Annotated in this window: 15 protein-coding genes and 1 pseudogene; 1 reads left to right on the top strand and 15 read right to left on the bottom strand. The window is 66.8% G+C overall.

Annotated features, from left to right (window positions below):
- Window positions 1-16 precede the first annotated feature (16 nt).
- The 13 genes and pseudogenes from LG380_RS00865 to prpB all read right to left on the bottom strand — a co-directional run bounded on the left by LG380_RS00865 (window position 17) and on the right by prpB (window position 20541).
- Window positions 17-4942 carry an alpha-2-macroglobulin gene (locus LG380_RS00865; protein WP_318780072.1) on the bottom strand — a complete coding sequence of 1642 codons (4926 nt, stop codon included), beginning with the start codon at window positions 4940-4942 and terminating at the stop codon, window positions 17-19.
- 85 nt (window positions 4943-5027) lie between these two features.
- Window positions 5028-6248, bottom strand: coding sequence for a multidrug effflux MFS transporter (locus LG380_RS00860; protein ID WP_225763162.1), 1221 nt, complete (start codon window positions 6246-6248; stop codon window positions 5028-5030).
- 85 nt (window positions 6249-6333) lie between these two features.
- Window positions 6334-7542, bottom strand: coding sequence for a 2-methylaconitate cis-trans isomerase PrpF (gene prpF, locus LG380_RS00855; protein WP_225763161.1), 1209 nt, complete (start codon window positions 7540-7542; stop codon window positions 6334-6336).
- 61 nt (window positions 7543-7603) lie between these two features.
- Window positions 7604-8185, bottom strand: a complete 582-nt coding sequence (locus LG380_RS00850; protein WP_225763160.1) for a hypothetical protein — start codon at window positions 8183-8185, stop codon at window positions 7604-7606.
- Complete coding sequence (locus tag LG380_RS00845; protein ID WP_225763159.1) at window positions 8182-9801, bottom strand: type I restriction-modification system subunit M; 1620 nt, start codon at window positions 9799-9801, stop codon at window positions 8182-8184. Before LG380_RS00845 ends, LG380_RS00850 begins: the two co-directional genes overlap by 4 nt.
- On the bottom strand, window positions 9798-10808 hold the full coding sequence (locus LG380_RS00840) for a virulence RhuM family protein (protein ID WP_225763158.1): 1011 nt from the start codon (window positions 10806-10808) through the stop codon (window positions 9798-9800). The genes LG380_RS00845 and LG380_RS00840 overlap by 4 nt, the downstream gene beginning before the upstream one ends.
- A complete protein-coding gene (locus LG380_RS00835) occupies window positions 10805-12004 on the bottom strand; it encodes a restriction endonuclease subunit S (protein ID WP_225766391.1) in 1200 nt (399 codons plus the stop codon). Before LG380_RS00835 ends, LG380_RS00840 begins: the two co-directional genes overlap by 4 nt.
- A 2-nt stretch (window positions 12005-12006) precedes the next feature.
- Window positions 12007-14989: pseudogene (locus tag LG380_RS00830) on the bottom strand (type I restriction endonuclease subunit R).
- A gap of 19 nt (window positions 14990-15008) precedes the next feature.
- Window positions 15009-15335: a type II toxin-antitoxin system RelE/ParE family toxin gene (locus tag LG380_RS00825; protein ID WP_225763157.1), complete on the bottom strand. Its 327-nt coding sequence runs from the start codon at window positions 15333-15335 to the stop codon at window positions 15009-15011.
- Entirely contained in the window at window positions 15332-15580 is a 249-nt protein-coding gene (locus LG380_RS00820; RefSeq protein WP_225763156.1) for a type II toxin-antitoxin system ParD family antitoxin, read from the bottom strand. Before LG380_RS00820 ends, LG380_RS00825 begins: the two co-directional genes overlap by 4 nt.
- Before the next feature lie 137 nt (window positions 15581-15717).
- Window positions 15718-18333 (bottom strand): Fe/S-dependent 2-methylisocitrate dehydratase AcnD, encoded by a 2616-nt coding sequence (gene acnD, locus LG380_RS00815; protein WP_225763155.1) that lies wholly within the window; start codon window positions 18331-18333, stop codon window positions 15718-15720.
- Window positions 18334-18470: 137 nt separating this feature from the next.
- Window positions 18471-19628 (bottom strand): 2-methylcitrate synthase, encoded by a 1158-nt coding sequence (prpC, locus tag LG380_RS00810; RefSeq protein ID WP_225763154.1) that lies wholly within the window; start codon window positions 19626-19628, stop codon window positions 18471-18473.
- 28 nt (window positions 19629-19656) lie between these two features.
- Complete coding sequence (gene prpB / locus LG380_RS00805; RefSeq protein WP_225763153.1) at window positions 19657-20541, bottom strand: methylisocitrate lyase; 885 nt, start codon at window positions 20539-20541, stop codon at window positions 19657-19659.
- A gap of 108 nt (window positions 20542-20649) precedes the next feature.
- Here prpB and LG380_RS00800 point away from each other — a divergent pair, with 108 nt between their 5' ends.
- Window positions 20650-21879 carry a citrate synthase family protein gene (locus LG380_RS00800; protein ID WP_225763152.1) on the top strand — a complete coding sequence of 410 codons (1230 nt, stop codon included), beginning with the start codon at window positions 20650-20652 and terminating at the stop codon, window positions 21877-21879.
- A 4-nt stretch (window positions 21880-21883) separates the two neighbouring features.
- Here the strand turns inward: LG380_RS00800 and LG380_RS00795 are convergent, their stop codons facing one another.
- A complete protein-coding gene (locus tag LG380_RS00795; protein WP_225763151.1) occupies window positions 21884-22225 on the bottom strand; it encodes a hypothetical protein in 342 nt (113 codons plus the stop codon).
- Window positions 22226-22232: 7 nt separating this feature from the next.
- Window positions 22233-22835, bottom strand: a complete 603-nt coding sequence (gene pdxH / locus LG380_RS00790) for a pyridoxamine 5'-phosphate oxidase (RefSeq protein WP_225763150.1) — start codon at window positions 22833-22835, stop codon at window positions 22233-22235.
- Window positions 22836-22856 lie beyond the last annotated feature (21 nt).

Genomic DNA, 22856 nt, shown 5'->3' with positions numbered 1-22856 from the left:
ATGGCCGGCCGACGGATCAGGGCTGCACCACGGTGATCGTGGCCGGGGTGCTGCGGCCGACCCCGCGCAGGTCGGGACGGTACATGTCCTCGGCCAGCGGCGGCGGCACGGTGTAGGTGCCCGGGGTCACCGCGCGGACGAGATAGAACACCCGCGCGGTGCTGCCACGCTCGAGCTTGAGCGCGGCGACGTAGCGGTCGTCGCGGAACTCCTCGTGCCTGACGTCGGCCGCGTCGGCGCGGTCGCTGATGTTGATCCCATCGACCACCACGTCGGCCCACTGCCGGCCATCGCCCAGGTTGAAGTTCTCGATCTCCAGGCCGGCCGGCAGCAGGTCGGTGACCAGGGCATCGGGGATGACCCGGTCGGCGGTGATGCTCAGCCGTACGATCAGCGCCTCGCCCTCCTTCAGCGGCCGTGGCGTCCACGGCTTGCCATCGGTGGTGTACCAGGCCCGCTCGATGCCGATCACGCGCTTGTCCGGCTCCGGCGCAGTGCGCGGCACGCCGGCCACTTCCAGGCTGGCGAACATCGGCGCGTCGCCCTGCGGGACGAAACGCACGCCCTGGGCCAGCTGCGCGGCTTCGAACACGCGGGCGAAGGCCTTGCGCGGACCGACGTCCTCGGACGTGCCGCCGACCACCAGCTCGCCGGCAACCAGCTTCTTCGGATTGGCCAGCAGCGCCTTGCCCAGCCGCGCCAATGCCACCTGCTCCTGCGTGCTCAGCCACATCCAGCCGCTGGAACGGCGCGCATCAATCTCGCGTCCCAGCGCAATGGCGCGGGCGTCGTACTCGGACCTGGCCACGCCGCGCTCGTGCAGCAGCGCGATCATCAGCGCCTCGTCGCGCAGCCTGCTGCCGTAATCGCCAAAGTACTGCGGGCGCGCCTCGCCGCCCCTGGCGAAGCCGGCGGCAATGGCGGCCTCGCCACGCTTGCGGTCGCCCTGCAGGGTCAGCGCCAGGCCGAGGTGGACCAGCGACAGGCCGCTGACGGCCTTGTCGCGGTCGTTGTCGTACAGCGCGCGCAGCGTGCCCAGCGGTGCACGGTTGACCCGCGCCAGCACGTAGCCGGACCAGGCCTGATTGGCGAACTTCAGGCTCTCGCGGCGGTCGCTGCCATAGAACTGGTTGCCCCCGGACAGCAGGTCCTCGCTGAGCCGGTTCAGCGCCTTCTGCAGCACGCTGTCGGGCACGGCGAAGCCACCGTCGCGGGCGTCAAGCAGGAATTCGGTGATGTACGGGGTCAGCCAGGGATTGACGTAGCCGTCGTCGCCCCACATCGAGAAGTTGCCGTTGGCCACCTGCATCGAACCCAGCCGCCCGAACGCGCCTTCCATACGCTCGCGTCGCGCCTGTCCGGTCAGGCCATCGGCACCGAGCATGGCCGAGGTGGCCTCGTCGAGCAGCAATGCGGCGTAGCCCTTGCTGGTGGTCTGTTCGGCGCAGCCGTAGGGGTAGTTCAACGCGCCCTGCAGCGCACTGGCGAAGGGAATCGGCGGCACCGCACTGACCAGCATGCGCGCGTTGACGGAACCCTCCATCAGTCCGGCAGCAAAGCTGCTGTCCATGGCCACCGGGGCCAGCGGATCCAGCGTGCGGGTCTGTGCACGCAGCACCGACGGCCAGGCCGCGCGCACCGGCAGGTCATGGCGACGGTCGACCTTGAAACCGTTGCCATCGACGCGCACCCGGACCTTGGCCACGGTGTAGCCCTCGCGTGCCGTGAGCGGGAAGCTCAGCGTGGTCTTGGCACCGTCGGCCAGCCTGACGCTGCGCGAGGACTCGGCGATGGCCAGCGGGCCCTCACCATCCACGCGCACGCTGAACTCGCCGGGTTTGCCGGTGAAGTTCTGCACGTCCAGCGTCACCGTGCTGCGGTCGCCCGGGGCGAGCACCCGCGGCATGCTGGCCTCGGCCAGGATCGGCGCGCGCACCAGCGTCTCGACGTCGCGGTTGCCGTAGTGCTGGTCGGAATAGACCAGCGCTGACACCCGCAGCGTGCCGTTGAAGTCCGGCACCGCCAGCCTGACCCTCGCGTTGCCGCGGGCATCGAGTTTCACCGGGCCAGAGAACAGGTCCACGGTCTGCACCCGGGCGGTCGGGCGGCGCGCCTGCGGCAGCGCGGCCAGCGCCATGTCGCCGCCGAAGCGCAGCTTGCCGGTGGCGCCTTCGAAGCTCTCGATCACCCGGCCGTAGATGTCGTACGCATCCACGCCCAGCCGGCGCTGCGCGAAGAAGTGCGCGCCGGCATCGGGCACGGGGAAACGGGTGATGTTGAGGATGCCGACGTCCACCGCCGAGACGGTGACGTGGGCGGCCTTGCCGGCCAGCTCCGGCACCGACACGGTCACCGGCAGGTCCTGCTGCGGCCGCATCTGCTTCGGTGCCGACAGGCCGACGGCAACGCGGCGGTCCTTGCGCTCCATCGGTACGTGGACCACGCCGACCGCGCGTGCCGGGGTGACCTTGCTCGGCGCGCTGCCCCCACGGAACACCAGTGCCGTGACATAGACGTCGTGGCGCTCCCAGTCGGCGGTGACCGGGATCTCGAACGTGCTGCCGGCCCTGGCATCGATCTCCTGCACGTACAGCAGGCGGTCGCTCTCTACCATCAGCACGCCACGCCCGGCATGGGGCGGGGTCACCGTGACCTTGAGCGTGTCGCCGACCTTGTAGCCGGTCCTGTCCAGCGCCAGCTTGACCTTGTCCGGGCGCGCATCCAGACCACGGTTCTCATCACCCCAGCTCCAGCCGGCGCGGAACGGATAGCGCAGGGTCAGCCCGGTGGCCGGGTCGAACACGTCGACGCGGTATTCGCCCCACTCCACCGGGAAGTCGAACTTCACCGCCGTGGCGGCGGCATCGAGGGTGCGCGTTTCCTTGTTCTCGAAGCGGCGGGTGAAGTCGTAGTCCCAGCGGTTCTCGTTCCAGGTCCAGTGGTAGTCGCGCAACTCGCGCACCAGGGTGACCTTCAGACCCGCCGCAGGCTGCGGCTTGCCGTCGGCATCCACGCGCACCAGCTCGAAGCGCGCATTGGCATTGGCGTCGGCACCTTCCTTGTCATCGAACAGCGGGCGCACGCCGACCAGCGCCGGGGCGGGCCATAGCACGCGCTTGAGCGTGCGGGTGACGGTGCGGCCGCCGGTCTCGTAGACGCTGCCGGAGACGATCGCCGCGATCGGGCTGACCGGCTTGGCTTCGGCCGGCAGTTCGACGTCCTGGCGCAGCCTGCCGTCAGCCGGGAACTCGCTGTCGATGACGTCCTTGGCCTCGCGCGGCAACGACAGCGTTGCATCGCCGAAGAAATAGCCCGGCAGCGACGCCACCGGGTGTTGTTCCACTGCCACTGCAAGCCTGGCGGTGAAGCGGTTGCCGTCGGCGGGGGCACCGTACAGGTAGGCCGCATCGGCCTGCAGCTTCAGCGGCTCGCCGGGCCTGAGCGTCTTCTGCGCGCTGTCCAGGTCCAGCTTCATGCGCTCGGGCAGGAACTCCTCGATGCGCAACACCATGCCCTGCACCGCTTCCTTGCTCGCCGGATCGGTGCGGAACTCGACCTGCCAGCGGCCGGTCGGTGCGTCGGCCGGGATCAGCTGTTCGAAACCGAAATAGCCCTGCTCGCCCGGTTCCAGCCGAGTCTCGCGGAAGATCTTGCCGTCCGGCTGCCTGAGCCGCAGGAACACCGCCTGCCCGCCCTTGCCCGGGCCGCTGACCGGCTTGCCGTCATTGTCGCGCAGGATCGCCGAGATGCGCACGGTCTCGCCCGGCCGGTACAGGTCGCGGCCGGACCAGGCGAACACGTCAAACCAGGCGTTCTGGCGGCCGGCGACGGCGAACTCGCTCAGGTCCAGCGCCGGCTGGTTGAACGGCAGGAAGCTGGTGTCGCCGCCACTGCTGGCCACCAGCACATGGCCGGCGTCGAGCTTGTAGTTCAGCACCGCGTTGCCGTTGGCGTCGGTCTGGCCCTTGAGGACGACCTCGCCCTTGGCATCGAGGATGCGAAGCTCGACCTTCTTCAGCGCCGCGCCCGACTGCAGCGAGGCGGTGTGGACGAACAACTGCTCCCTGTAGGCGCGGGTGTGCAGGCCGATGTCGCTGACGGTGAAGAACGCGGTGTCGTATTCGCCGTCATAGCTGCCGGTGCGCTTCATCACCGCAAAGTACAGGCCCGGCTGCTGCAGCTCCTTGATGCCCTGGGTGGGCAGGTAGGTCAGCACGCGCTCGTTCTGCTTGCCGCCGAGCACGAAGCGGTTGACGTAGACCGGCTCGGCCAGCTGCGACAGCGGCGTCTTGTCGCCGTAGTCGCTGTCCAGTTCCCAGCTGCCGCGGCGGCCGCCGCGCTGGTACTGGCTGAAGAACAGCGGCAGCTGCTTCTCGTGCACGCGCAGGAACTCCACGTCCGCCTCGGCCACGTTGACCGACACCACCGGCAGGCCGCGGCTGTCGCGCGCCGGCAGCACGCTGCCCTGCGAGGCGAAGCCCGCCACCGGGCGCAGCTGGCCGGTGTGCACCTTCTGCTTCAGTTCGCTGCCCAGCCGGCTGCCATCGGCGGCCAGCAGGTCGGCGGAAATGAGGATGGTGTAGTCCTTCGCCGCCTCGACGAAGGGATAGCGCAGGCTCCTGCCGTCATCGGACAGCGACCAGCTGCTGTCCTCGTTGCCGGCCTTCTCCTCGAAGCGCAGCAGGCGGTCGAAATCCTGGGTGCCGACCAGCGGCCTCGAGAACTCCAGCACCAGCGACACACCATCGCTCTTCTGGTCGGGCCAGGCCCGCACCAGGCCGAAGTCGGTGGGCTCGTCGGCGGCAGTGGCCTGGATGGCCTCGCCACCGGGTTCGGGCAGCTGCCCGGAGGTGTTGCGCTCGCACCCGCCCAGCAGCAACGCCAGCAGGGCGACCACCAGAACTGCCGTGCGCATCCACGCTGCGCGACTCCCAACTGCCATGCACTTCCTGTCCATTGCGATCCTCTCCCCGGAACGCGCCGAGTATAGGACCCGGCAACGCAATGGCGGCAACGACGCGGTCCGGTCAGAGTGCCTGGCGGTGGTCCCGGCCGCGCGCGGCGACAACGAACAGCGCGGTGGCCGAGAGCAGGGCCGCGCCCAGCATCGCCACCGCCATCGGCCGCGGATCGTGCTCGCCGGCCAGGCCCACCAAGGGCGCCACAGCGGCGCCTCCAATGAACTGGAAGGTACCCAGGAAGGCCGAACCCGTACCGGCCAGCTCGCGCACCTGGCCCAGTGCCAGCGCGGTGCCGTTGCCGTACACCAGGCCCAGGCAGGCCATCACCAGCCACAGCACGACCAGCACCGGCCACTTCGGCACGTCCAGTGCCAACAGCAGTGCGGCCAGCGTGGCGGTGGCCAGCAGCAGCCCGCAGACGCCGGCGCGCAGCAGCCGCTCGGGCGCGATGCGACCAACCAGCCGCGCATTGGCCACGTTGGCCAGAATCAGCGCCACCGCGTTGGTACCGAACGCCAGCCCGTACACGGTCGGCGACAGGCCGATCACGTTCTGCAGCACGAACGGCGAGGCGGCGATGTAGGAGAACATCACCGCGAAGGCGAACACCACGGTCAGGGCATAGCCGAGGTAGCGGCGACGGCGCAATACCTTGCCGGCATTGCCAAGGATGGTGCCCACCCCGCCACCGTGGCGTGCAGCCGGCGGCAGGGTCTCGCGCACCACGGCGAGCACGCCCACGCACATCAGCGCCACCAGCCCGGCCAGCATCCAGAGCACCGCGCGCCAGCCGGCACTGGCCGCGACCAGACCGCCGAGGGTCGGTGCCAGCACCGGGGCCACGCCACCGATGACCATCATCAGGCTCAGCCGCCGCGCAGCGTCGTTGCCGCCGCTGGTGTCGGCGATGATCGCGCGTGCCAGCACCACCCCGGCCGCGCCGCTGAAGCCCTGCAGGAAGCGCGCGGCGACCAGCAGTTCCAGGGTGTCGCTGAGCGCGCACAGCACACTGGCGACCAGGCACAGCAGTGCACCGGCCAGCAGCGGCCGGCGCCGGCCGATCGCATCGGACAACGGGCCGATGAAGAACTGGCCGCAGCCCAGTCCGGCGAGGAAGGCGGTGAGGGTCAGCTGGATGCCGGCCGCCGTGGAGCCCAGTTCCTGGGCCATGCGCGGCAGCGACGGCAGGTACATGTCGGTGGCCAGCGGCGCGACCGCCGACAGCAGGGCGAGCGTGGGCAGCAGCCAGCGCGAGGACGGCACGGGGGAAGCAACGGGAGGGGACATCAGGGGGACACCGGATACAGGAACGGGCTGCACTGGCAGCCCGTCGATTCTACGACCCGCATGGCCGGCAGGCCCTGCCCCGGGCTCAGAAGCTGTCGGACGGAACCCGCACCCAGCCTTCCATCAGGACGCGGGCGCTGCGGCTCATGATCGCCTTGGTCACCGTCCACTGGCCGTCGACCAACTTCGCCTCGGCGCCGACCCGCAGCGTGCCGGAGGGATGGCCGAAGCGCACCGCATTGCGCTCGCCACCACCGGCGGCGAGGTTGACCAGGGTGCCGGGGATCGAGGCAGCCGTGGCGATGGCCACCGCGGCGGTGCCCATCATCGCGTGGTGCAGCTTGCCCATCGACATGGCGCGCACCACCAGGTCGATGTCACCGGCCTCCACGGCCTTGCCCGCGGACGAGGTGTAGGCAGTGGCCGGCGCGACGAAGGCGACCTTGGGCGTGTGCTGGCGCTTGAGCGCCTCCTCCGCCGCCTTGATCAGGCCCATGCGCAGCGCGCCGGCGACGCGGATCGCCTCCAGCTTCGCCAGCGCGGCCTTGTCCTCGTTGATCGCCGGCTGCAGCTCGGTGCCGGTGTAGCCGATGTCGGCGGCGTTGACGAACACGGTGGGGATGCCGGCGGTGATCATCGTCGCCTCGAGCGTGCCCACGCCGGGCACGTCGAGTTCGTCGACGAGGTTGCCGGTCGGGAACAGCGCCCCACCACCCTCGCCTTCGCCCTCGTCGGCCGGATCGACGAACTCCAGCACGATCTCCGCGGCCGGGAAGGTCACCCCGTCCAGCTCGAAGTCGCCGGTTTCCTGCACCTGGCCGCCGCTGACCGGCACGTGGGCAATGATGGTCTTGCCGATGTTGGCCTGCCAGATGCGCACCACGCAGGGACCGTCCTCGCGCAGGCGCTCGGCCGGGATGTAGCCGGCGTGGATCGCGAACGCGCCGGCGGCGGTGGACAGGTTGCCGCAGTTGCCCGACCAGTCGACGAAGTCGGTATCGATCGAGACCTGGCCGTACAGGTAGTCCACATCGTGCCCGGGCCGGGTGCTGGGCGAGATGATCACGCACTTGCTGGTGCTCGAAGTCGCCCCGCCCATGCCGTCGGTCTGCTTGCCGTAGGGATCGGGCGAGCCGATCACCCGCTGCAGCAGCGCATCACGGGCCTTGCCGGGCAGCTGGGCCGCTGCGGGCAGGTCCTCCAGGCGGAAGAACACGCCCTTGGAGGTGCCGCCACGCATATAGGTGGCCGGGATGCGGAGCTGGGGAGCATGGAGCGGGACGGGAACAGTCATGGCGTAATCCGGGGCAGGTCAGCAGGAAATGACAGGAAGAACTAAGACAGCAAGGCAAGGGTCAGCCTGAATCCGCAGGTTGGGCTGCACGCCCGCGCGGAAACACAATGATCTGCGCCGGTGGCAGCAAATGCTGCTGCAGCAACTCCAGCGGCTTATGCCACTGCATGTTGTAGCGGGTGTTGCGGCCCAATGCGGGATGCTTGAAAAAACCCTCCCATTCCCGCAGCGCCGCTTCCGCCAGCGAGTAGCCGTCATGCTCGAAGCGCAACCAAGCCATTTCCTTGCGTTGATTCATCGAAGCCAGCAGGCTGCGGTCGGCAGTGGCACCGAAAACAAAGCCCGCCTGCAGCGCCGCCACCTCGGCATCGACCTTGTCGCTGTCGATGCCGTAGTACTCGCACAAGGAAGCAAATTGCACCGCGGCACGCTCATGCAGCACGCGCAGGCCGGCGGCATTGCCATTGAGCATCAGTGTTGCACCGGTGGCCGCGTTGAGCATCACCACATACGGCTTGCGGTTGCAGAAATCGATATCGGCATACCACTCACCCAGCGGGTTGGCTTGCGCTTCCGGTACAGGCGGTTTGGCCGGCAGTTTCAGGCGCTTGAGCAATTTGGCAGTGCAACGCAGCACGGTCATGGCAGTGCCGCCAAGCCAAGTTCGGCGAGAAACACGTTGTGCCGTGCCTTCGCTTCAGCCAGCTCGGCTTCGATCTTCATCAAATCGGCATGTACCACTGCCAGGTCGATCTCCTTCTCCGCCTCAGCAGTACTGACGTAACGCGAGATGTTGAGGTTGTAGTCGTTGTCGATGATCTCCTGCATCGTCACCCGGCGGGAGTAGCGCTCCTGTTCCGAGCGATCGCGATATGCAGAAACGATCCGCTCGATATGCGCATCGCTCAGCTGGTTCTGGCGCTTGCCCTTGGTGAAGTGCTCGGCGGCGTTGATGAACAACACATCGTCCGGCTTCTTGCACTTCTTCAGCACCAGGATGCATACCGGGATGCCGGTGGAATAGAACAGGTTGGCCGGCAGCCCGATCACCGTGTCGATGTGGCCGTCCTCCAGCAGCTTGCGGCGGATGTCGGCCTCCTTGCCGCCACGGAACAGCACACCGTGCGGCAGGATGATCGCCATCACGCCGTCATCCTTCAGGTAATGCAGGCCGTGCAGCAGGAAGGCGAAATCGGCCGCGCTCTTGGGCGCCACCCCGTGGTTCTTGAAGCGCGGGTCCTGCGCCATCGCCTCGCCCGGCTCCCAGCGGTAGCTGAAGGGCGGGTTGGCGACCACGGCGTCGAAACGCGGCTTCTTCGCCGGATTGGTTTCGCGCAGCCAGTCCCAGTCGTTCTTCAGCGTGTCGCCGTGGTAGATCTCGAACTCGGTGTCCTTCACCCCGTGCAGCAGCATGTTCATGCGCGCCAGGTTGTAAGTGGTGATGTTGTATTCCTGGCCCACGATCTTGCCGATGCTGCCGCCCGCTTTCTTCATGCGCTGGCGGATGTTGAGCAGCAGCGAGCCCGACCCGCAGGCGAAATCGAACACGCTGTCCAGCTTGCCGCGCGGGCCGGTCTTCGGTTCCTGGCTGTCCAGCGTCACAATCGCCGACAGGATGTTGGAAATCTGCTGCGGCGTGTAGAACTCGCCCGCCTTCTTGCCGCTGCCGGCGGCGAACTGGCCAATCAGGTACTCGTAGGCATCGCCCAGCGTGTCCGCCTCGGTGGAGAACAGCGCCATGCCGCGGGCCAGCTCGCTGATGATCGAGCACAGCTTGGCATTGCGGTCCTCGTACTTCCTGCCCAGCTTGTCCGAGGTCAGGTTGATCTCCGAAAACAGGCCCTGGAATTCGCTCTCGAAGGAGTCCTCCTCGATGTGCTTGAAGCCCTTCTGCAGGGTTTCCAGCAAGTCGCGGTCCTGGGCCTTTGCCAGGTGGACGATATTGCCCCACAGGTACCTGGGCTGGATGACGTAATGCGCCTTGCGCCGCATCTGCTGCTCGAACGCAGCGATATCGTCCGGGTTGGCCGCGTACCACACCGACAGCGGCGTCTTGCCGCCGTTGCCGATGGTCTGGGGGTCGGGATAGTCCGAGCCCAGCTCCTTCTTCGCTGCCGCCTCGTAGTTGTCCGACAGGTAGCGCAGGAACAGGAAGGACAGCATGTAGTCGCGGAAGTCGTCCGCGTTCATGCTGCCGCGCAGCTGGTCGGCAATGGCCCACAGGGTCTTGCCGAGTTGTTTCTGGTCATCGTCGGTCATGGTTTCAGGCGTCGTTTGATCTTGTTTTCAATGGCTGCCAGTTCGGCCGCGTCGGCAGCATCGGCGGCGCGCGCCTCCTGCTGCTTGCGCTGTGCGTCAAAGGCGAGGTACCGCTCGCTGGTGGCGGCTTCCATCTGCTCGTGACTGACCGAGCCGGCGCTCTTCAGCAATGGAAAGCCGTTGGACGCGATGATCTGGCCCACGTTTTCCATCCAGAAGCGCATGGGAATGGCCTGGCGGTTCTTGGCCCGCAGCTCCGCGGTTTCCAGGAAGATCACCACCAGCCGGTTGAGGGTGTCGATCTCATCTTCTGTGAGGTAGTTCTTGGCGATCAGGATGTCCTCCTTGCGCACCCGGCCACCGCTCCAGGCACGCAGGCCGAAGTGCGGCTCGTCGGGATTGGCGCGCGCCAGAATCAGCTCCGCTGCCGTCTGCCCGGTCACCGCGTACAGCAGCAGGTTCTGCACGGTGGCGAAGAAGGTCTGCGTGGCGCGGTCGGTCTTGTCGTAGTCCACGCTCAGGGCGAACAGGTCGCGCACCTTCTGGTAGAAGCGCTTCTCCGAGGCACGGATGTCGCGGATGCGCGCCAGCATCTCGTCGAAGTAATCCGGCCGGCCATCCGGGTTCTTCAGGCGCTCGTCGTCCATGACGAAGCCCTTGAGCAGGTATTCCTTCAGTGCGGTACTGGCCCAGCGGCGGAACTGCACGCCGCGCGGGGAGCGCACCCGATAGCCCACGGCCAGGATGGCGTCGAGGTTGTACAGCGTGACCGGCCGGCGGACGGCGCGACCGCCCTCCTGCTGAACTACCGAGGATTCCTCGGTAGTTCGTTCAGGTTCCAACTCCTTGTCTGAAAAGATGTTTTTCAGGTGCAGGCTGATGTTGTCGGCACTGACGTCGAACAGCTCCGCCATCTGCGCCTGGGTCAGCCAGACGGTCTGGCCGTCGGCGCGCAGCTGGATGCGGCTCTTGCCGTCCTCGCTGGTGTAGAGGATCAGGCCGCTCATGCTTGTGCCTCCTCCAGCGCCGGGAACAGCTGCTGCATCAGGCCCTGCTTGTGGGTCTTGAGGGCGGCGAGCTGGTGGGTTTCGGCGGTGATCCGGGTGTCGAGGGAGGAGAGGCAGTCGGCGACTGCCTTCTGCTCAAGGCTATCGCTCGGAATCCCAATCTCTATCGCGGAAAATTCCGTCTTGTTGATGATTGGGAGAGTCGACGTTGCTGGAATTGACTTGATCCAAGGCGTGAGATGCACCAGTGCGTAGTAGACGAACTCATTGTCAATGCTCGGACGCGTAATAACAGAGTTGATCTGTTGATTTGTGACGCTCGGGCGCACGGTGATTGCCAGTTTGCCGATTGAAGCAATGCATGTGTATGCAATGCTGCCTACCGGCAACACTTTCAGCGCCGATGTCGCAACGACAGTTCGCTGACTTGTGTCTTGGTACTTGCCGCTATCGTCAATGTCTGTTGGCGTTATGAAAAGTATGCCGCCACCCCATAGCCCTGCATTGCTCGTACTCGGCGTTTTGCCTGTGATGATTTCACCTAACTCGGCAAGCTGCTTCTTTTCCCACTCCGGCGCATCGCGGAACTCGGGGAAGCGGAGACGGGGGCGGGTTTCGCCTTCGCGGGGGAAAAGCTGCTGCATCAGGCCGCGCTTGTGCGCCTTCAACGCCTCCACCTTGCGCCCCTGCGCGGCAATCACCTCATCCAGCGAGGTCAGGCAGTCGGCGATTTTTTGTTGCTCGGCGTTGTCCGTGGGCGCGAATACGACGAATTTCTCGATGATCGGCAAGCGTAGAGAAAGGACGGTCGACTTGACCGCTTTGAGTGCGAGTTCAGCCTTCGCGTGATCCAGTGCGTAGTAGAAATATTTGCTGTGCCCTTGGCATTCCATCAGCGCATAAGCGCGTTGGTGAAGATCAAACTTTCCCTCGAAGTAACGAGGCCGGAAGGACATCCCTTCACCGGGCAAGATCACGGCCTCTGAGTCAAAAGCAAACTTGCTCGATGCCTTTATGACTTCAGACCGATCGAAGAGCGGAAAAGCGCCGCCTTCCTCGTGATCCTGTGCGTTGGCTTTTCCGTTCGTTATCTGGCCAAAGGCGCGCCCAAGCGCTGCGGGGCCGAAGCCAACATGATGCCGAAACTCAGGAAACCGCAACCTCGGCACCGCCGTCTTCTCGCTTTGCTTCGCCATGCTCACGCCTCGTACGCCTTGAGCCCGGCGATCTCCCGCCCACCCGCCCGCTTTTTCAACAACGGCAGCAGGTCACCCATCAACGCCAGCTCCTTCTGCGCGCGCGCCTTCCAGCCCAGGTCCAGCGGGGCCAGAAGCTCGGTGAGCGCCTCGCCGTCGAAGATGCGGCGGGACAGGATCCCGTCCACGAAGGCCTGCACCTCCGCCACCGGCAGGCCGTGCTTTTCGCACAGCGCGGCCATGTCCTGCGCGGCCTTGTCGGCCTTGAACGTTTCGTAGCCGGTGCGGATGGCGTCCTCGCTCAGGCCCTCGCCGGCCTTCAGCCCGCGCACGTACGCGCTGATGTCCTCGCGCTCGCCCATGAACTTGGCGTCGCTGGCGATCAGGCCGATCAGCTTTTCGCGGCTCATGCTGGCCTTGCCCGGCGCCTGCTCCGAGTAGTCGGCGATCAGCCATGATGTAGTCGTAGTCAATGGTGCTGGAGGCGAACAGCACGAACTCGAAGTCGAGCTGCTCCACTTCGTTGCGCGTGGCCTCGTCCAGTCCGCCGGGCTTCCTCTGGTCGGCGCGCAGTTCTTCCGCCTTCTGCAGGTACTGGCCGCGGAAGCTGCGCAGTTCGTCCTTGGGCAGGATGGTCTCGATCTGGTCGCGCTGCTCGGCGGTCAGGTCGGTGTACTGGTCCAGCTGGGTCTGCAGCTTCTGCACGTCCTTGAAGTGCTGGACGAAGGCCACCTTGGCCGCCGTGCCCTTGAGGTTGGCGATGTCTTCCGGCTTGCCGCCCAGCCCCTGCGAGGCGAGGAAGCTGTCGAGGGCGGCGCGCGCTTCCTTCAGCTTGTCGATGACCACGCGCGCGGTGTCCACCAGCCAGATTTCGCGCGCCTGGTCCTTGCGTGCCCCGGAGAACAGCGCGATGGCGGCATCCACCGCCGCCTGCTGGCCGCGGAAGTCCAGGATGTTGCCGTACGGCTTGGTGTCGTTGAGCACGCGGTTGGTGCGGCTGAAGGCCTGGATCAGGCCGTGGTACTTGAGGTTCTTGTCCACGTACAGCGTGTTGAGGTACTTGCTGTCGAAGCCGGTGAGCAGCATGTCCACCACGATCACGATGTCCAGCTTCTCGCGCCCCTTCATCGGCAGGTCGGCATTGGGGAACTGCTGGTCCTTGATGCGCTGCTGCACGTCCTGGTAGTAGGCGTCGAACTCCTCGATGCGGTGGTTGGTGGTAAAGCGCGCGTTGTAGTCGGCAATGATGGCCTTCAGCGCCGCCTTCTTGGCCTCCGGGTCCTGCTTGTTGTCTTCCAGCTCCTGCGGCAGGTCTTCCTGCAACTGGCGCACGTCGGCACTGACGTCGCCGGGCGGCGAGAACACGGCGGCGATGTTGAGCGGCTGCCAGTCCGGCTCCGCCTGCTGCTTCTCGGCCTGCGCCGCCTTGAACAGGTCGAAGTACTCGATGGCATCGTTGATGGAGGCGGTGGCCAGCAGCGCGTTGAAGCGCCGGCCGCCGGTGGCGGCATCGTGCTTGGCCAGGATTGCCTCCACCACGGCGCGCTTGGCCAGGGTTTCGCCGGGCTTGGGGGCGAGCTTGCCATCAGGCTTGTAGTACTCGACGTGGAACTTCAGGACGTTCCTGTCCTCGATGGCGTGGGTGATGGTGTATTCGTGCAGGGACTGCTGGAACAGGTCGTCGGTGGTCTTCAGCGTCTGCTCGTCGCCTTCGATGCGCTTGTAGCTGGCGTTGTCGTCGAAGATCGGGGTGCCGGTGAAGCCGAACAGCTGGGCCTTGGGGAAAAACGCCTTGATGGCCTGGTGGTTCTCACCGAACTGGCTGCGGTGGCATTCGTCGAAGATGAAGACGATGCGCGCCTCGCGCAGCGGTTCCAGCCGCTGGGCGTAGTCGGCCCGCGCCGGGTCCAGCGCGCGGCCCAGCTTCTGGATGGTGGTCACGATGACCTTGTCGGCGGCGTCGTCGGACACCAGCCGGCGCACCAGCGACTCGGTGTTGGTGTTTTCCTCGACGCAGCCCTCCTGGAAGCGGTTGAACTCTTCGCGGGTCTGGCGATCCAGATCCTTGCGATCCACCACGAACAGGCACTTGTCGATGGCCGGGTTGGCCTTGAGCAGGGTGGAGGCCTTGAAGCTGGTGAGCGTCTTGCCGCTGCCGGTGGTGTGCCAGATGTAGCCATTGCCGAGGTTCTTGTCGATGCATTCGACGATGTTCTGCACGGCGTAAATCTGATAGGGCCGCATCATCAGCAGCTTTTGCTCGCTGGCCACCAGCACCATGTAGCGGCTGATCATCTGCCCCAGCGTGCACTTGGGCAGGAAAGCGTCGGCAAAGGCATCCAGGCCGCTGATCTTGCGGTTGTCTGGCGCGGCGTGCTGGTAGATGGGCAGGAAGCGCTCATCGGCGTTGAAGGCGAAGTGGCGCGTGTTGTTGTTGGCGAAGTAGTAGGTGGCGTCGCGGTTGCTGACGATGAACAGCTGGATGAAGCACAGCAGCGTGCGCGCGTAGCCGTTGCCGGCATCGTTCTTGTACTCGACGACCTGCTCGATGGCCCGGCGCGGATTGATGCCCAGCGTCTTCAGCTCGATCTGCACGACGGGCACGCCATTGATCAGCAACAGCACGTCGTAGCGATGGTGGCTGTAATCGGTATTGATGCGCAGCTGGCTGGCGACCTCGAAGTCGTTCTTGCACCAGTCGTTGATGTTGACCAGGGTGTAGTTGAGCGGGGTGCCGTCGTCGCGGGTGAAGGCGTTGCGGTGGCGCAGCGTGTGCGCGGCCTTGAACACGTCCGGGGTCACGATGCCGTCCAGCAGGCGCTGGAACTCGGCGTCGGTCAGCTTGACCCGGTTCAGGGCCTCGAACTTCTCGCGGAAGTTGCGCTCCATGGCGGCACGGTCGCGGATATCGGGCCGCAGCGTGTACTTGCGCTGCCCGAGCTTTTCGATCAGCTCCTGCTCGATGGTGCTTTCCCTGACCTTCATGACACTCTGGACTCCTTGTTCATTCCTCATTTCTTATCAATGTCTCCAACCCGCGCGAGGCATGCCAGACGCGGATGATTTCGACGTGTTGCGGCAGTTCGATGTAATAGATGAGGTGGTGTTCAAAGCGCTTGAGCGGCAGGAAGCGCAGTGGCGATGGCAGGTCGGCTGCGTGTTCGGCATGGCGGGTGGAGCCGATGCGCGGGTGCCGAAAAATCAAGCCGTATGCCGCTTCTAGTGCATCGACAAAGGCCAGCTCCAGCGCCAAGCCGCCTTGTTTGGCGTACCAAGCTGCCGCTTCGTCCGCGTCGCTTTTGGCCTGTTCCCTCAGGCGCAGCGGCTTCATGCTCCAGCCCGCTTCTTGGCACGTTCGCGCATGCGCTCGAAGTAATCCGGTTCGATAGGCTCCGCCGGCCCCGAGGCCAGCCCTTCGGCAATCAACTGGCGCAGGAACTCCGCTGCCTTTTCGCGCTGGCGCTGGCGAATCAGCTCGCGCAAGTATTCGCTGCTGGAGCTATAGGACTGTTCGGCAACTTGCTCATCAACGAACCTTTTCAGTTCATCGGGCAAGGAGATGTTCATGGTGGCCATGGCCGCTCCTATGGCAAAGATTGCCAAAAGTGTGCTCCCGATTCGCCGGCATCGCAAGTTCTCGTAGCTGCCGGGCTTGCCCGGCAGGGGGCTTTATTGGGAAAGCGCTTGGCCCCGTACCTACGAGGGTTCCGGCATCAGGCTGCGCTGGATTGCAGAAAATCCTGCGCAAAGCGCTGCAGCACGCCGCCGGCTTCGTAAATCGCCACTTCCTCGTCCGAATCCAGCCGGCAGGTGACCGGCACGCGCAGCTCGGTGCCGTCGCGGCGGTGGATGACCAGGGTCAGGTCGGCGCGCGGCTGGCGTTCGCCGATGACGTCGAAGGTCTCGGTACCGTCGATGCCCAGGGTCAGGCGGGTGGTACCCGGCTTGAACTCCAGCGGCAGCACGCCCATGCCGATCAGGTTGGTGCGGTGGATGCGCTCGAAGCCTTCGGCCACGATCGCTTCCACGCCGGCCAGGCGCACGCCCTTGGCCGCCCAGTCACGCGAGCTGCCCTGGCCGTAGTCGGCACCGGCAATGATGATCAGCGGCTGCTTGCGCTGCATGTAGGTCTCGATCGCCTCCCACATGCGCATGACCCGGCCTTCCGGCTCGACCCGCGCCAGCGAGCCCTGGCGCACCGAGCCGTCCTCGTTGCGCACCATTTCGTTGAACAGCTTCGGGTTGGCGAAGGTGGCGCGCTGCGCGGTCAGGTGGTCGCCGCGGTGGGTGGCGTAGGAATTGAAGTCCTCTTCCGGCAGGCCCATCTTCGCCAGGTATTCGCCGGCGGCGCTGGAGGCCAGGATCGCGTTGGACGGCGAGAGGTGGTCGGTGGTGATGTTGTCCGGCAGCACCGCCAGCGGGCGCATGCCGCGCAGCGTGCGTTCTCCGGCCAGCGCGCCTTCCCAGTACGGCGGACGACGGATGTAGGTGCTCTGCGGGCGCCAGTCGTACAGCGGGCTGACGCGCTCGCCGTGCTCGACGCGGATGTTGAACATCGGGTTGTACACGCTGCGGAAGTGCTCGGGCTTGACGCTGGCCTTGACCACCGCGTCGATCTCCGCGTCGCTCGGCCAGATGTCCTTGAGCCGCACCTCGTTGCCCTCGGCGTCCACGCCCAGCACGTCCTTCTCGATGTCAAAGCGCACGGTACCGGCGATGGCGTAGGCGATCACCAGCGGCGGGCTGGCCAGGAAGGCCTGCTTGGCATACGGATGGATGCGGCCGTCGAAGTTGCGGTTGCCGCTGAGCACGGCGGTGGCGTACAGGTCGCGGTCGATGATTTCCTGCTGGATCTTCGGGTCCAGCGCGCCGCTCATGCCGTTGCAGGTGGTGCAGGCGAAGGCCACGATGCCGAAGCCCAGCTGTTCCAGGTCCGGCAGCAGGCCGGCTTCTTCCAGGTACAGCTGCACCGCCTTGGAACCGGGCGCCAGCGAGGTCTTCACCCACGGCTTGCGCACCAGTCCGCGCGCGACCGCGTTGCGCGCCAGCAGGCCGGCGGCGATCACGTTGCGCGGGTTGGAGGTGTTGGTGCAGCTGGTGATGGCGGCGATGATCACCGCGCCATCGGGCATCAGGCCCTGCGCCTGCTCGGCCTTGCCGGACTCGAGCTTGGCCGGGTCGGCGATGCCGCGCTCGGCCAGCTCGGTGGTGGCCACACGCTTGTGCGGGTTGCTCGGCCCGGCCATGTTGCGCACCACGCTGGACAGGTCGAAGCGCAGCACGCGCTCGTACTGCGCGGTGGCCAGCGCATCGGCCCACAGCCCGGTGGTGCGGGCGTAGTTCTCCACCAGTGCGACCTGCTGTTCCTCGCGCCCGGTCAGGCGCAGGTAGTCGAGGGTCTGCTGGTCGATGTAGAACATCGCCGCGGTGGCGCCGTATTCGGGGCACATGTTGGAGATGGTGGCGCGGTCGCCAATGGTCAGCGCGCTGGCACCCTCGCCGAAGAATTCCAGCCATGCGCCGACCACGCGCTCCTTGCGCAGGAACTCGGTCAGCGCCAGCACCACGTCGGTGGCGGTGATGCCCGGCTGCGGACGGCCGGTCAGTTCCACGCCGACGGTATCGGGCAGGCGCATCCACGAGGCGCGGCCCAGCATCACGTTCTCCGCTTCCAGGCCGCCGACGCCGATGGCGATCACGCCCAGCGCGTCCACGTGCGGAGTGTGGCTGTCGGTGCCCACGCAGGTATCCGGGAAGGCCACGCCGTCCTGCACGTAGACCACCGGCGACATCTTCTCCAGGTTGATCTGGTGCATGATCCCGTTGCCCGGCGGGATCACGTCCACGTTCTGGAACGCCTGCTTGGTCCACTCGATGAAGTGGAAGCGGTCCTCGTTGCGGCGGTCCTCGATGGCGCGGTTCTTCTCGAACGCCTGCGGGTCGTAGCCGCCGCACTCCACCGCCAGCGAGTGGTCGACGATCAGCTGCACGGGCACCACCGGATTGACCTTGGCCGGGTCACCGCCCTTGTCGGCGATGGCATCGCGCAGGCCTGCCAGGTCCACCAGCGCGGTCTGGCCGAGAATGTCATGGCACACCACGCGCGCCGGGAACCAGGGGAAATCCAGGTCGCGGCGGCGCTCGACCAGTTGCCTGAGCGAATCGGTCAGCGTGGCCGGGTCGCAGCGGCGCACCAGGTTTTCGGCCAGCACGCGCGAGGTGTACGGCAGGGTGGCGTAAGCGCCCGGGGCGATGGCATCGACCGCGGCGCGCGCGTCGAAGTAATCCAGCGAGGTGCCGGGGAGGTTCTTGCGGTAGTCGGTGTTCATGGCGGGCGTCGGGCTGGCAGGTGCGGTGGCCACGCGCTGTGGGTGCAGGCGCGGTGGAAACAACGGAAGCGGCGCCGGTTACCCGGCCCGCCGCTTCCATGGCAGGCCTCCCCGCGTGCGGGGAGGCCGCGGCGCGATCAGCGGCGCTGGTCGATCGGCACGAACGCCTGGTCTTCCGGGCCGGTGTAGTTGGCGCTGGGACGGATGATCTTGCCGTCGATGCGCTGTTCGATGATGTGCGCGCTCCAGCCGGCGGTGCGGGCGATCACGAACAGCGGGGTGAACATCGCGGTGGGCACGCCCATCATGTGGTAGCTGACCGCGCTGAACCAGTCCAGGTTCGGGAACATCTTCTTGATGTCCCACATCACCGACTCCAGGCGCTCGGCGATGTCGTACATCTTGCGGTTGCCCTGCTCGTCGGACAGCTCGCGCGCCACGTCCTTGATGACCTGGTTGCGCGGATCGGACACGGTGTAGACCGGGTGGCCGAAACCGATGATCACTTCCTTGCGCTCGACGCGGGCCTTGATGTCGGCCTCGGCCTCGTCCGGGCTGTCATAGCGCTTCTGCACCTCGAAGGCGACCTCGTTGGCGCCACCGTGCTTGGGACCGCGCAGCGCGCCGATGCCGCCGGCGATGGCGCTGTACATGTCCGAACCGGTGCCGGCGATGACGCGGCAGGTGAAGGTCGAGGCGTTGAACTCGTGCTCGGCGTACAGGATCAGCGAGGTGTGCATCGCCTTGACCCACGAGTCGTGCGGCTTCTCGCCGTGCAGCAGGTGCAGGAAGTGGCCGCCGATGGAGTCGTCGTCGGTTTCCACGTCGATGACGCGGCCGTTGTGGCTCCAGTGGTACCAGTACAGCAGCATCGAGCCGAGGCAGGCCATCAGCTTGTCGGCGATGTCACGCGCGCCGGGGTGGTTGTGGTCGTCCTTCTCCGGCGACACGCAACCCAGCACCGAGACACCGGTGCGCATCACGTCCATCGGGTGGGCCGACGGCGGCAGCTCCTCCAGCGCCGACTTGACCGCGGCCGGCAGGCCACGCAGCGACTTCAGCTTGGCCTTGTAGGCAACCAGCTCGGCGCGGGTCGGCAGCTTGCCGTGCACCAGCAGGTGGGCGATTTCCTCGAACTCGCAGGTGCGGGCCAGGTCCAGGATGTCGTAGCCGCGGTAATGCAGGTCGTTGCCGCTGCGGCCGACGGTACACAGCGCGGTGTTGCCGGCGGCGGTGCCGGACAGGGCGACGGACTTCTTCGGCTTGAACGCCGGGGCGGTGGTGGATTCGCTCATGTTCCCTCCGGAAAGCGGTTTGATCGGATTACTTCTTGGCTACGAACAACGCATCGAGCTGCTGCTCGAAGGCGTGGTAGCCGATGCGGTCGTACAGTTCCTCGCGGGTCTGCATGGTGTCGACCACGTTCTTCTGGTGGCCGTCGCGACGGATGGATGCGTACACGTTCTCGGCGGCCTTGTTGGCCGCGCGGAACGCCGACAGCGGGAACAGCTGGATGGCCACGCCGGCCGATGCCAGTTCCTCGCGGGTGAACAGCGGGGTCTTGCCGAACTCGGTGATGTTGGCCAGCACCGGCACTTTTACCGCGTCGACGAAGCGACGGTAGGTGTCCAGGTCATAGGCGGCCTCGGCGAAGATGCCGTCGGCGCCGGCTTCCACGCAGGCGATGGCGCGTTCGATCGCCGCGTCCACGCCATCGACCTGGATGGCGTCGGTGCGTGCGATCAGGAAGAAGTCCGGATCGGTCTTCGCATCGGCCGCGGCCTTCACCCGGTCGACCATCTCGCCCTGGGTGACGATTTCCTTGCCCGGACGGTGGCCGCAGCGCTTGGCACCGACCTGGTCCTCGATGTGGCAGGCCGCCGCGCCAGCCTTGATCAGGCTCTTGACGGTACGGGCGATGTTGAACGCGCTGGGGCCAAATCCGGTGTCGATGTCCACCATCAGCGGCAGGTCGCACACGTCGGTGATGCGGCGCACGTCGATGAGCACGTCTTCCAGGGTGTTGATGCCCAGGTCCGGCAGGCCCAGCGAGCCGGCGGCGACGCCGCCACCGGACAGGTAGATGGCACGGTAGCCGGCGCGCTTGGCCAGCAGGGCATGGTTGGCATTGATCGCGCCGATCACCTGCAGCGGGGATTCGGCGGCCAGAGCAGCGCGGAAGGCGGCACCGGCGGAAGAAAGACTCATGACATCACTCCTGGTCCTGGCGGCGGCGACGGTTGCCGTTCCGCTATGGCCGGCAATGTGTCACTCTCACAACCATTGATCAATCTTGATTCAATAAATCAACCCATCATGCCCCAGCCCACCGACGCCGAACTGATCCCTGCCAGCGAGGCCTGCGCCCTGCTCGGCATCAGCCCCGCCACGTTGTACGCCTATGTAAGCCGGGGACAACTGAGCTCGCGGCCGGGCCCGGAAGCGCGCAGCCGCGTCTACCTGCGGGCGGAGGTGGAACGGCTGCTGCAGCGCAAGCAGGCCGGGCGCGGGGCCGCGCGCGGCGCGGCGCAGAGCCTGGACCGCGGCCTGCCGGTGCTGGAGACGCGGATCTCGCTGATCCGCCCGGACTCGCCCTACTACCGCGGGCGCTCGGCGGTGGCCGCCGCCCAGGCCGGCGCCACGCTGGAGGACATCGCCCGCCTGCTGTGGGAATGCGAGGAACAGGACCCCTTTGCCACCGCTGCCCCGGCGCAGTGGCCGCAGCGCGTCGCGCCGCTGGCGCTGGATGCCTCGCTGCCACCGCTGGAGCGCACCCTGGCGTGCATCCCGCTGCTGGCACTGGAACAACGCCAGTCACTCAATTCCGCAGCGCCGGTGCGCCGCGAGGTCGCCGCCACCCTGTTGCGGCAGACCGCCGCGCTGCTGGTCGGCACCCAGCCCGATGCGCGCCCGGTCCACGCGCTGCTCGCCGACAGCTGGCAGCCCGGCGATGCCGGCTTTGCCGAGCTGGTGCGCAGCGCCCTGGTGCTGTGCGCCGACCACGAACTCAACGTCTCGGCGTTTGCCGCGCGCGTGGTCGCCTCCACCGGCGCCCACCTGCACGCCACGGTCTGCGCCGGTCTGGCGGCGATGTCGGGCCCGCGCCACGGCGGTGCCACCGCGCGTGCGCATGCCCTGCTGGTCGATGCCGTGGCCAGCGGCGACCCGGCCGCCTTCATCCGCGAGCGCTGGCGCCGCGGCGACGAGCTGCCCGGCTTCAACCATGTGCTGTATCCGGACGGCGACCCGCGCGGTGCCGAAGTGCTGCGCGTATTGCGCGAACTGCGCGGTGATGCGCCGCGCATGGGTGAGGTGGAAGCGGTGATCGCCGCCACCGCCGAGACCAGCGGCCAGCACCCCAACATCGACGGCCTGCTCGCCGCGATCTGCTACGTGCATGACCTGCCCGGCAGCCACGCGCTGGTGATGTTCGCCGGTGCCCGCCTCACCGGCTGGCTGGCGCATGCGCTGGAACAGCAGGCACTGGGCACGTTGATCCGCCCACGGGCGCGCTACACCGGGCTGGCCCCGGCCAAGCCGGTCTGATCGATCAGGGTGTAGCGAAGGCCACGGAATCGACGAACACCGCCGGGCTGTTCCACGGATGGTGGACGGCGATGGCGTCCAGCACCTTCTGCAACCGGGCATCGTCGCGCGGCAGGCAGAACTCCAGGCGCACGCTGGGCAGGACCACCAGTTCCCCGGCGTTTCCGGCAGTGCTGTGCGTGCCTTCCAGCACGCGGAACTGCTCCTGCCCCGGCGCCGATTCCCACATGCCTTCGGCATAGCCGCCGGCCGCCAGGGGATCGGCGGCGACGATGCCTTGCTTCAGCGTCACCAGCGCCTCGGGCGGCACGAACACGGTGACGCGGTAGACCGGTTGCAACTGCATCGCCGGCTCAGGGATAGAGCATGCGCTTGGACCAATGGCCGGCGGCATCGGCCTCGTAGCACCAGCGCTCGTGCAGGCGGAACTGCGCGCCGTACCAGAACTCGAAACGCTCCGGCACCACGCGGATGCCGCTCCAGCCCTCCGGACGCGGCACGTCGCGGCCTTCGAACTGCGCTTCCACCCTTGCCAGGCGCTGCTCGAACTCCCCGCGCGAGGCCAGTGTCTGCGACTGGATCGAGGCCCAGGCGCCGAGCTGGCTGACCCGCGGACGGCTGGCGAAATAGGCATCGGCCTCTTCGGCCGACACCTGCTGGGCGATGCCCTCAACCCGGACCTGCACGCCGGCCTCGCGCAGGCTGCGCCACAGCAGCAGCAGCGCAACCTGCGGATTGGCGTGCAGCTCGCGACCCTTGTGGCTGTCCAGGTGGGTGTAGAACACGAAGCCGCGCTCGTCGAAGGACTTCAGCAGCACGGTGCGCGCCGACGGCCGTCCGTCCGGGGTGGCAGTGGCCACGGTCATCGCGTTGGGTTCGATCTCGGTGCCAGCGCTGCGGGCTTCCTCGAACAACTGGGCGAAAGTGGAAAGCGCTTCGGCGTACAGGTCGGTCATCGTGGCGTGCGGCTGCAAGGG

This window comes from Stenotrophomonas sp. Marseille-Q4652 (genome assembly GCF_916618915.1).
In the GTDB taxonomy this organism is placed as follows: domain Bacteria; phylum Pseudomonadota; class Gammaproteobacteria; order Xanthomonadales; family Xanthomonadaceae; genus Stenotrophomonas.
The sequence above is the reverse complement of the archived record's forward strand: the minus strand, read 5'-3'. Positions and strand labels throughout refer to the sequence as shown.

What these genes read in the sequence shown, in the direction of transcription:
- acnD (WP_225763155.1), bottom strand. Translation starts at nt 18,333, where the DNA reads ATGAACACCGACTACCGCAAGAACCTCCCCGGCACCTCGCTGGATTAC.
- LG380_RS00840 (WP_225763158.1), bottom strand. Translation starts at nt 10,808, where the DNA reads ATGAGCGGCCTGATCCTCTACACCAGCGAGGACGGCAAGAGCCGCATC.
- LG380_RS00845 (WP_225763159.1), bottom strand. Translation starts at nt 9,801, where the DNA reads ATGACCGACGATGACCAGAAACAACTCGGCAAGACCCTGTGGGCCATT.
- LG380_RS00865 (WP_318780072.1), bottom strand. Translation starts at nt 4,942, where the DNA reads ATGGCAGTTGGGAGTCGCGCAGCGTGGATGCGCACGGCAGTTCTGGTG.
- LG380_RS00800 (WP_225763152.1), top strand. Translation starts at nt 20,650, where the DNA reads ATGCCCCAGCCCACCGACGCCGAACTGATCCCTGCCAGCGAGGCCTGC.
- LG380_RS00795 (WP_225763151.1), bottom strand. Translation starts at nt 22,225, where the DNA reads ATGCAGTTGCAACCGGTCTACCGCGTCACCGTGTTCGTGCCGCCCGAG.
- pdxH (WP_225763150.1), bottom strand. Translation starts at nt 22,835, where the DNA reads ATGACCGACCTGTACGCCGAAGCGCTTTCCACTTTCGCCCAGTTGTTC.
- LG380_RS00835 (WP_225766391.1), bottom strand. Translation starts at nt 12,004, where the DNA reads ATGGCGAAGCAAAGCGAGAAGACGGCGGTGCCGAGGTTGCGGTTTCCT.
- LG380_RS00820 (WP_225763156.1), bottom strand. Translation starts at nt 15,580, where the DNA reads ATGGCCACCATGAACATCTCCTTGCCCGATGAACTGAAAAGGTTCGTT.
- prpB (WP_225763153.1), bottom strand. Translation starts at nt 20,541, where the DNA reads ATGAGTCTTTCTTCCGCCGGTGCCGCCTTCCGCGCTGCTCTGGCCGCC.
- LG380_RS00825 (WP_225763157.1), bottom strand. Translation starts at nt 15,335, where the DNA reads ATGAAGCCGCTGCGCCTGAGGGAACAGGCCAAAAGCGACGCGGACGAA.
- prpF (WP_225763161.1), bottom strand. Translation starts at nt 7,542, where the DNA reads ATGACTGTTCCCGTCCCGCTCCATGCTCCCCAGCTCCGCATCCCGGCC.
- prpC (WP_225763154.1), bottom strand. Translation starts at nt 19,628, where the DNA reads ATGAGCGAATCCACCACCGCCCCGGCGTTCAAGCCGAAGAAGTCCGTC.
- LG380_RS00860 (WP_225763162.1), bottom strand. Translation starts at nt 6,248, where the DNA reads ATGTCCCCTCCCGTTGCTTCCCCCGTGCCGTCCTCGCGCTGGCTGCTG.
- LG380_RS00850 (WP_225763160.1), bottom strand. Translation starts at nt 8,185, where the DNA reads ATGACCGTGCTGCGTTGCACTGCCAAATTGCTCAAGCGCCTGAAACTG.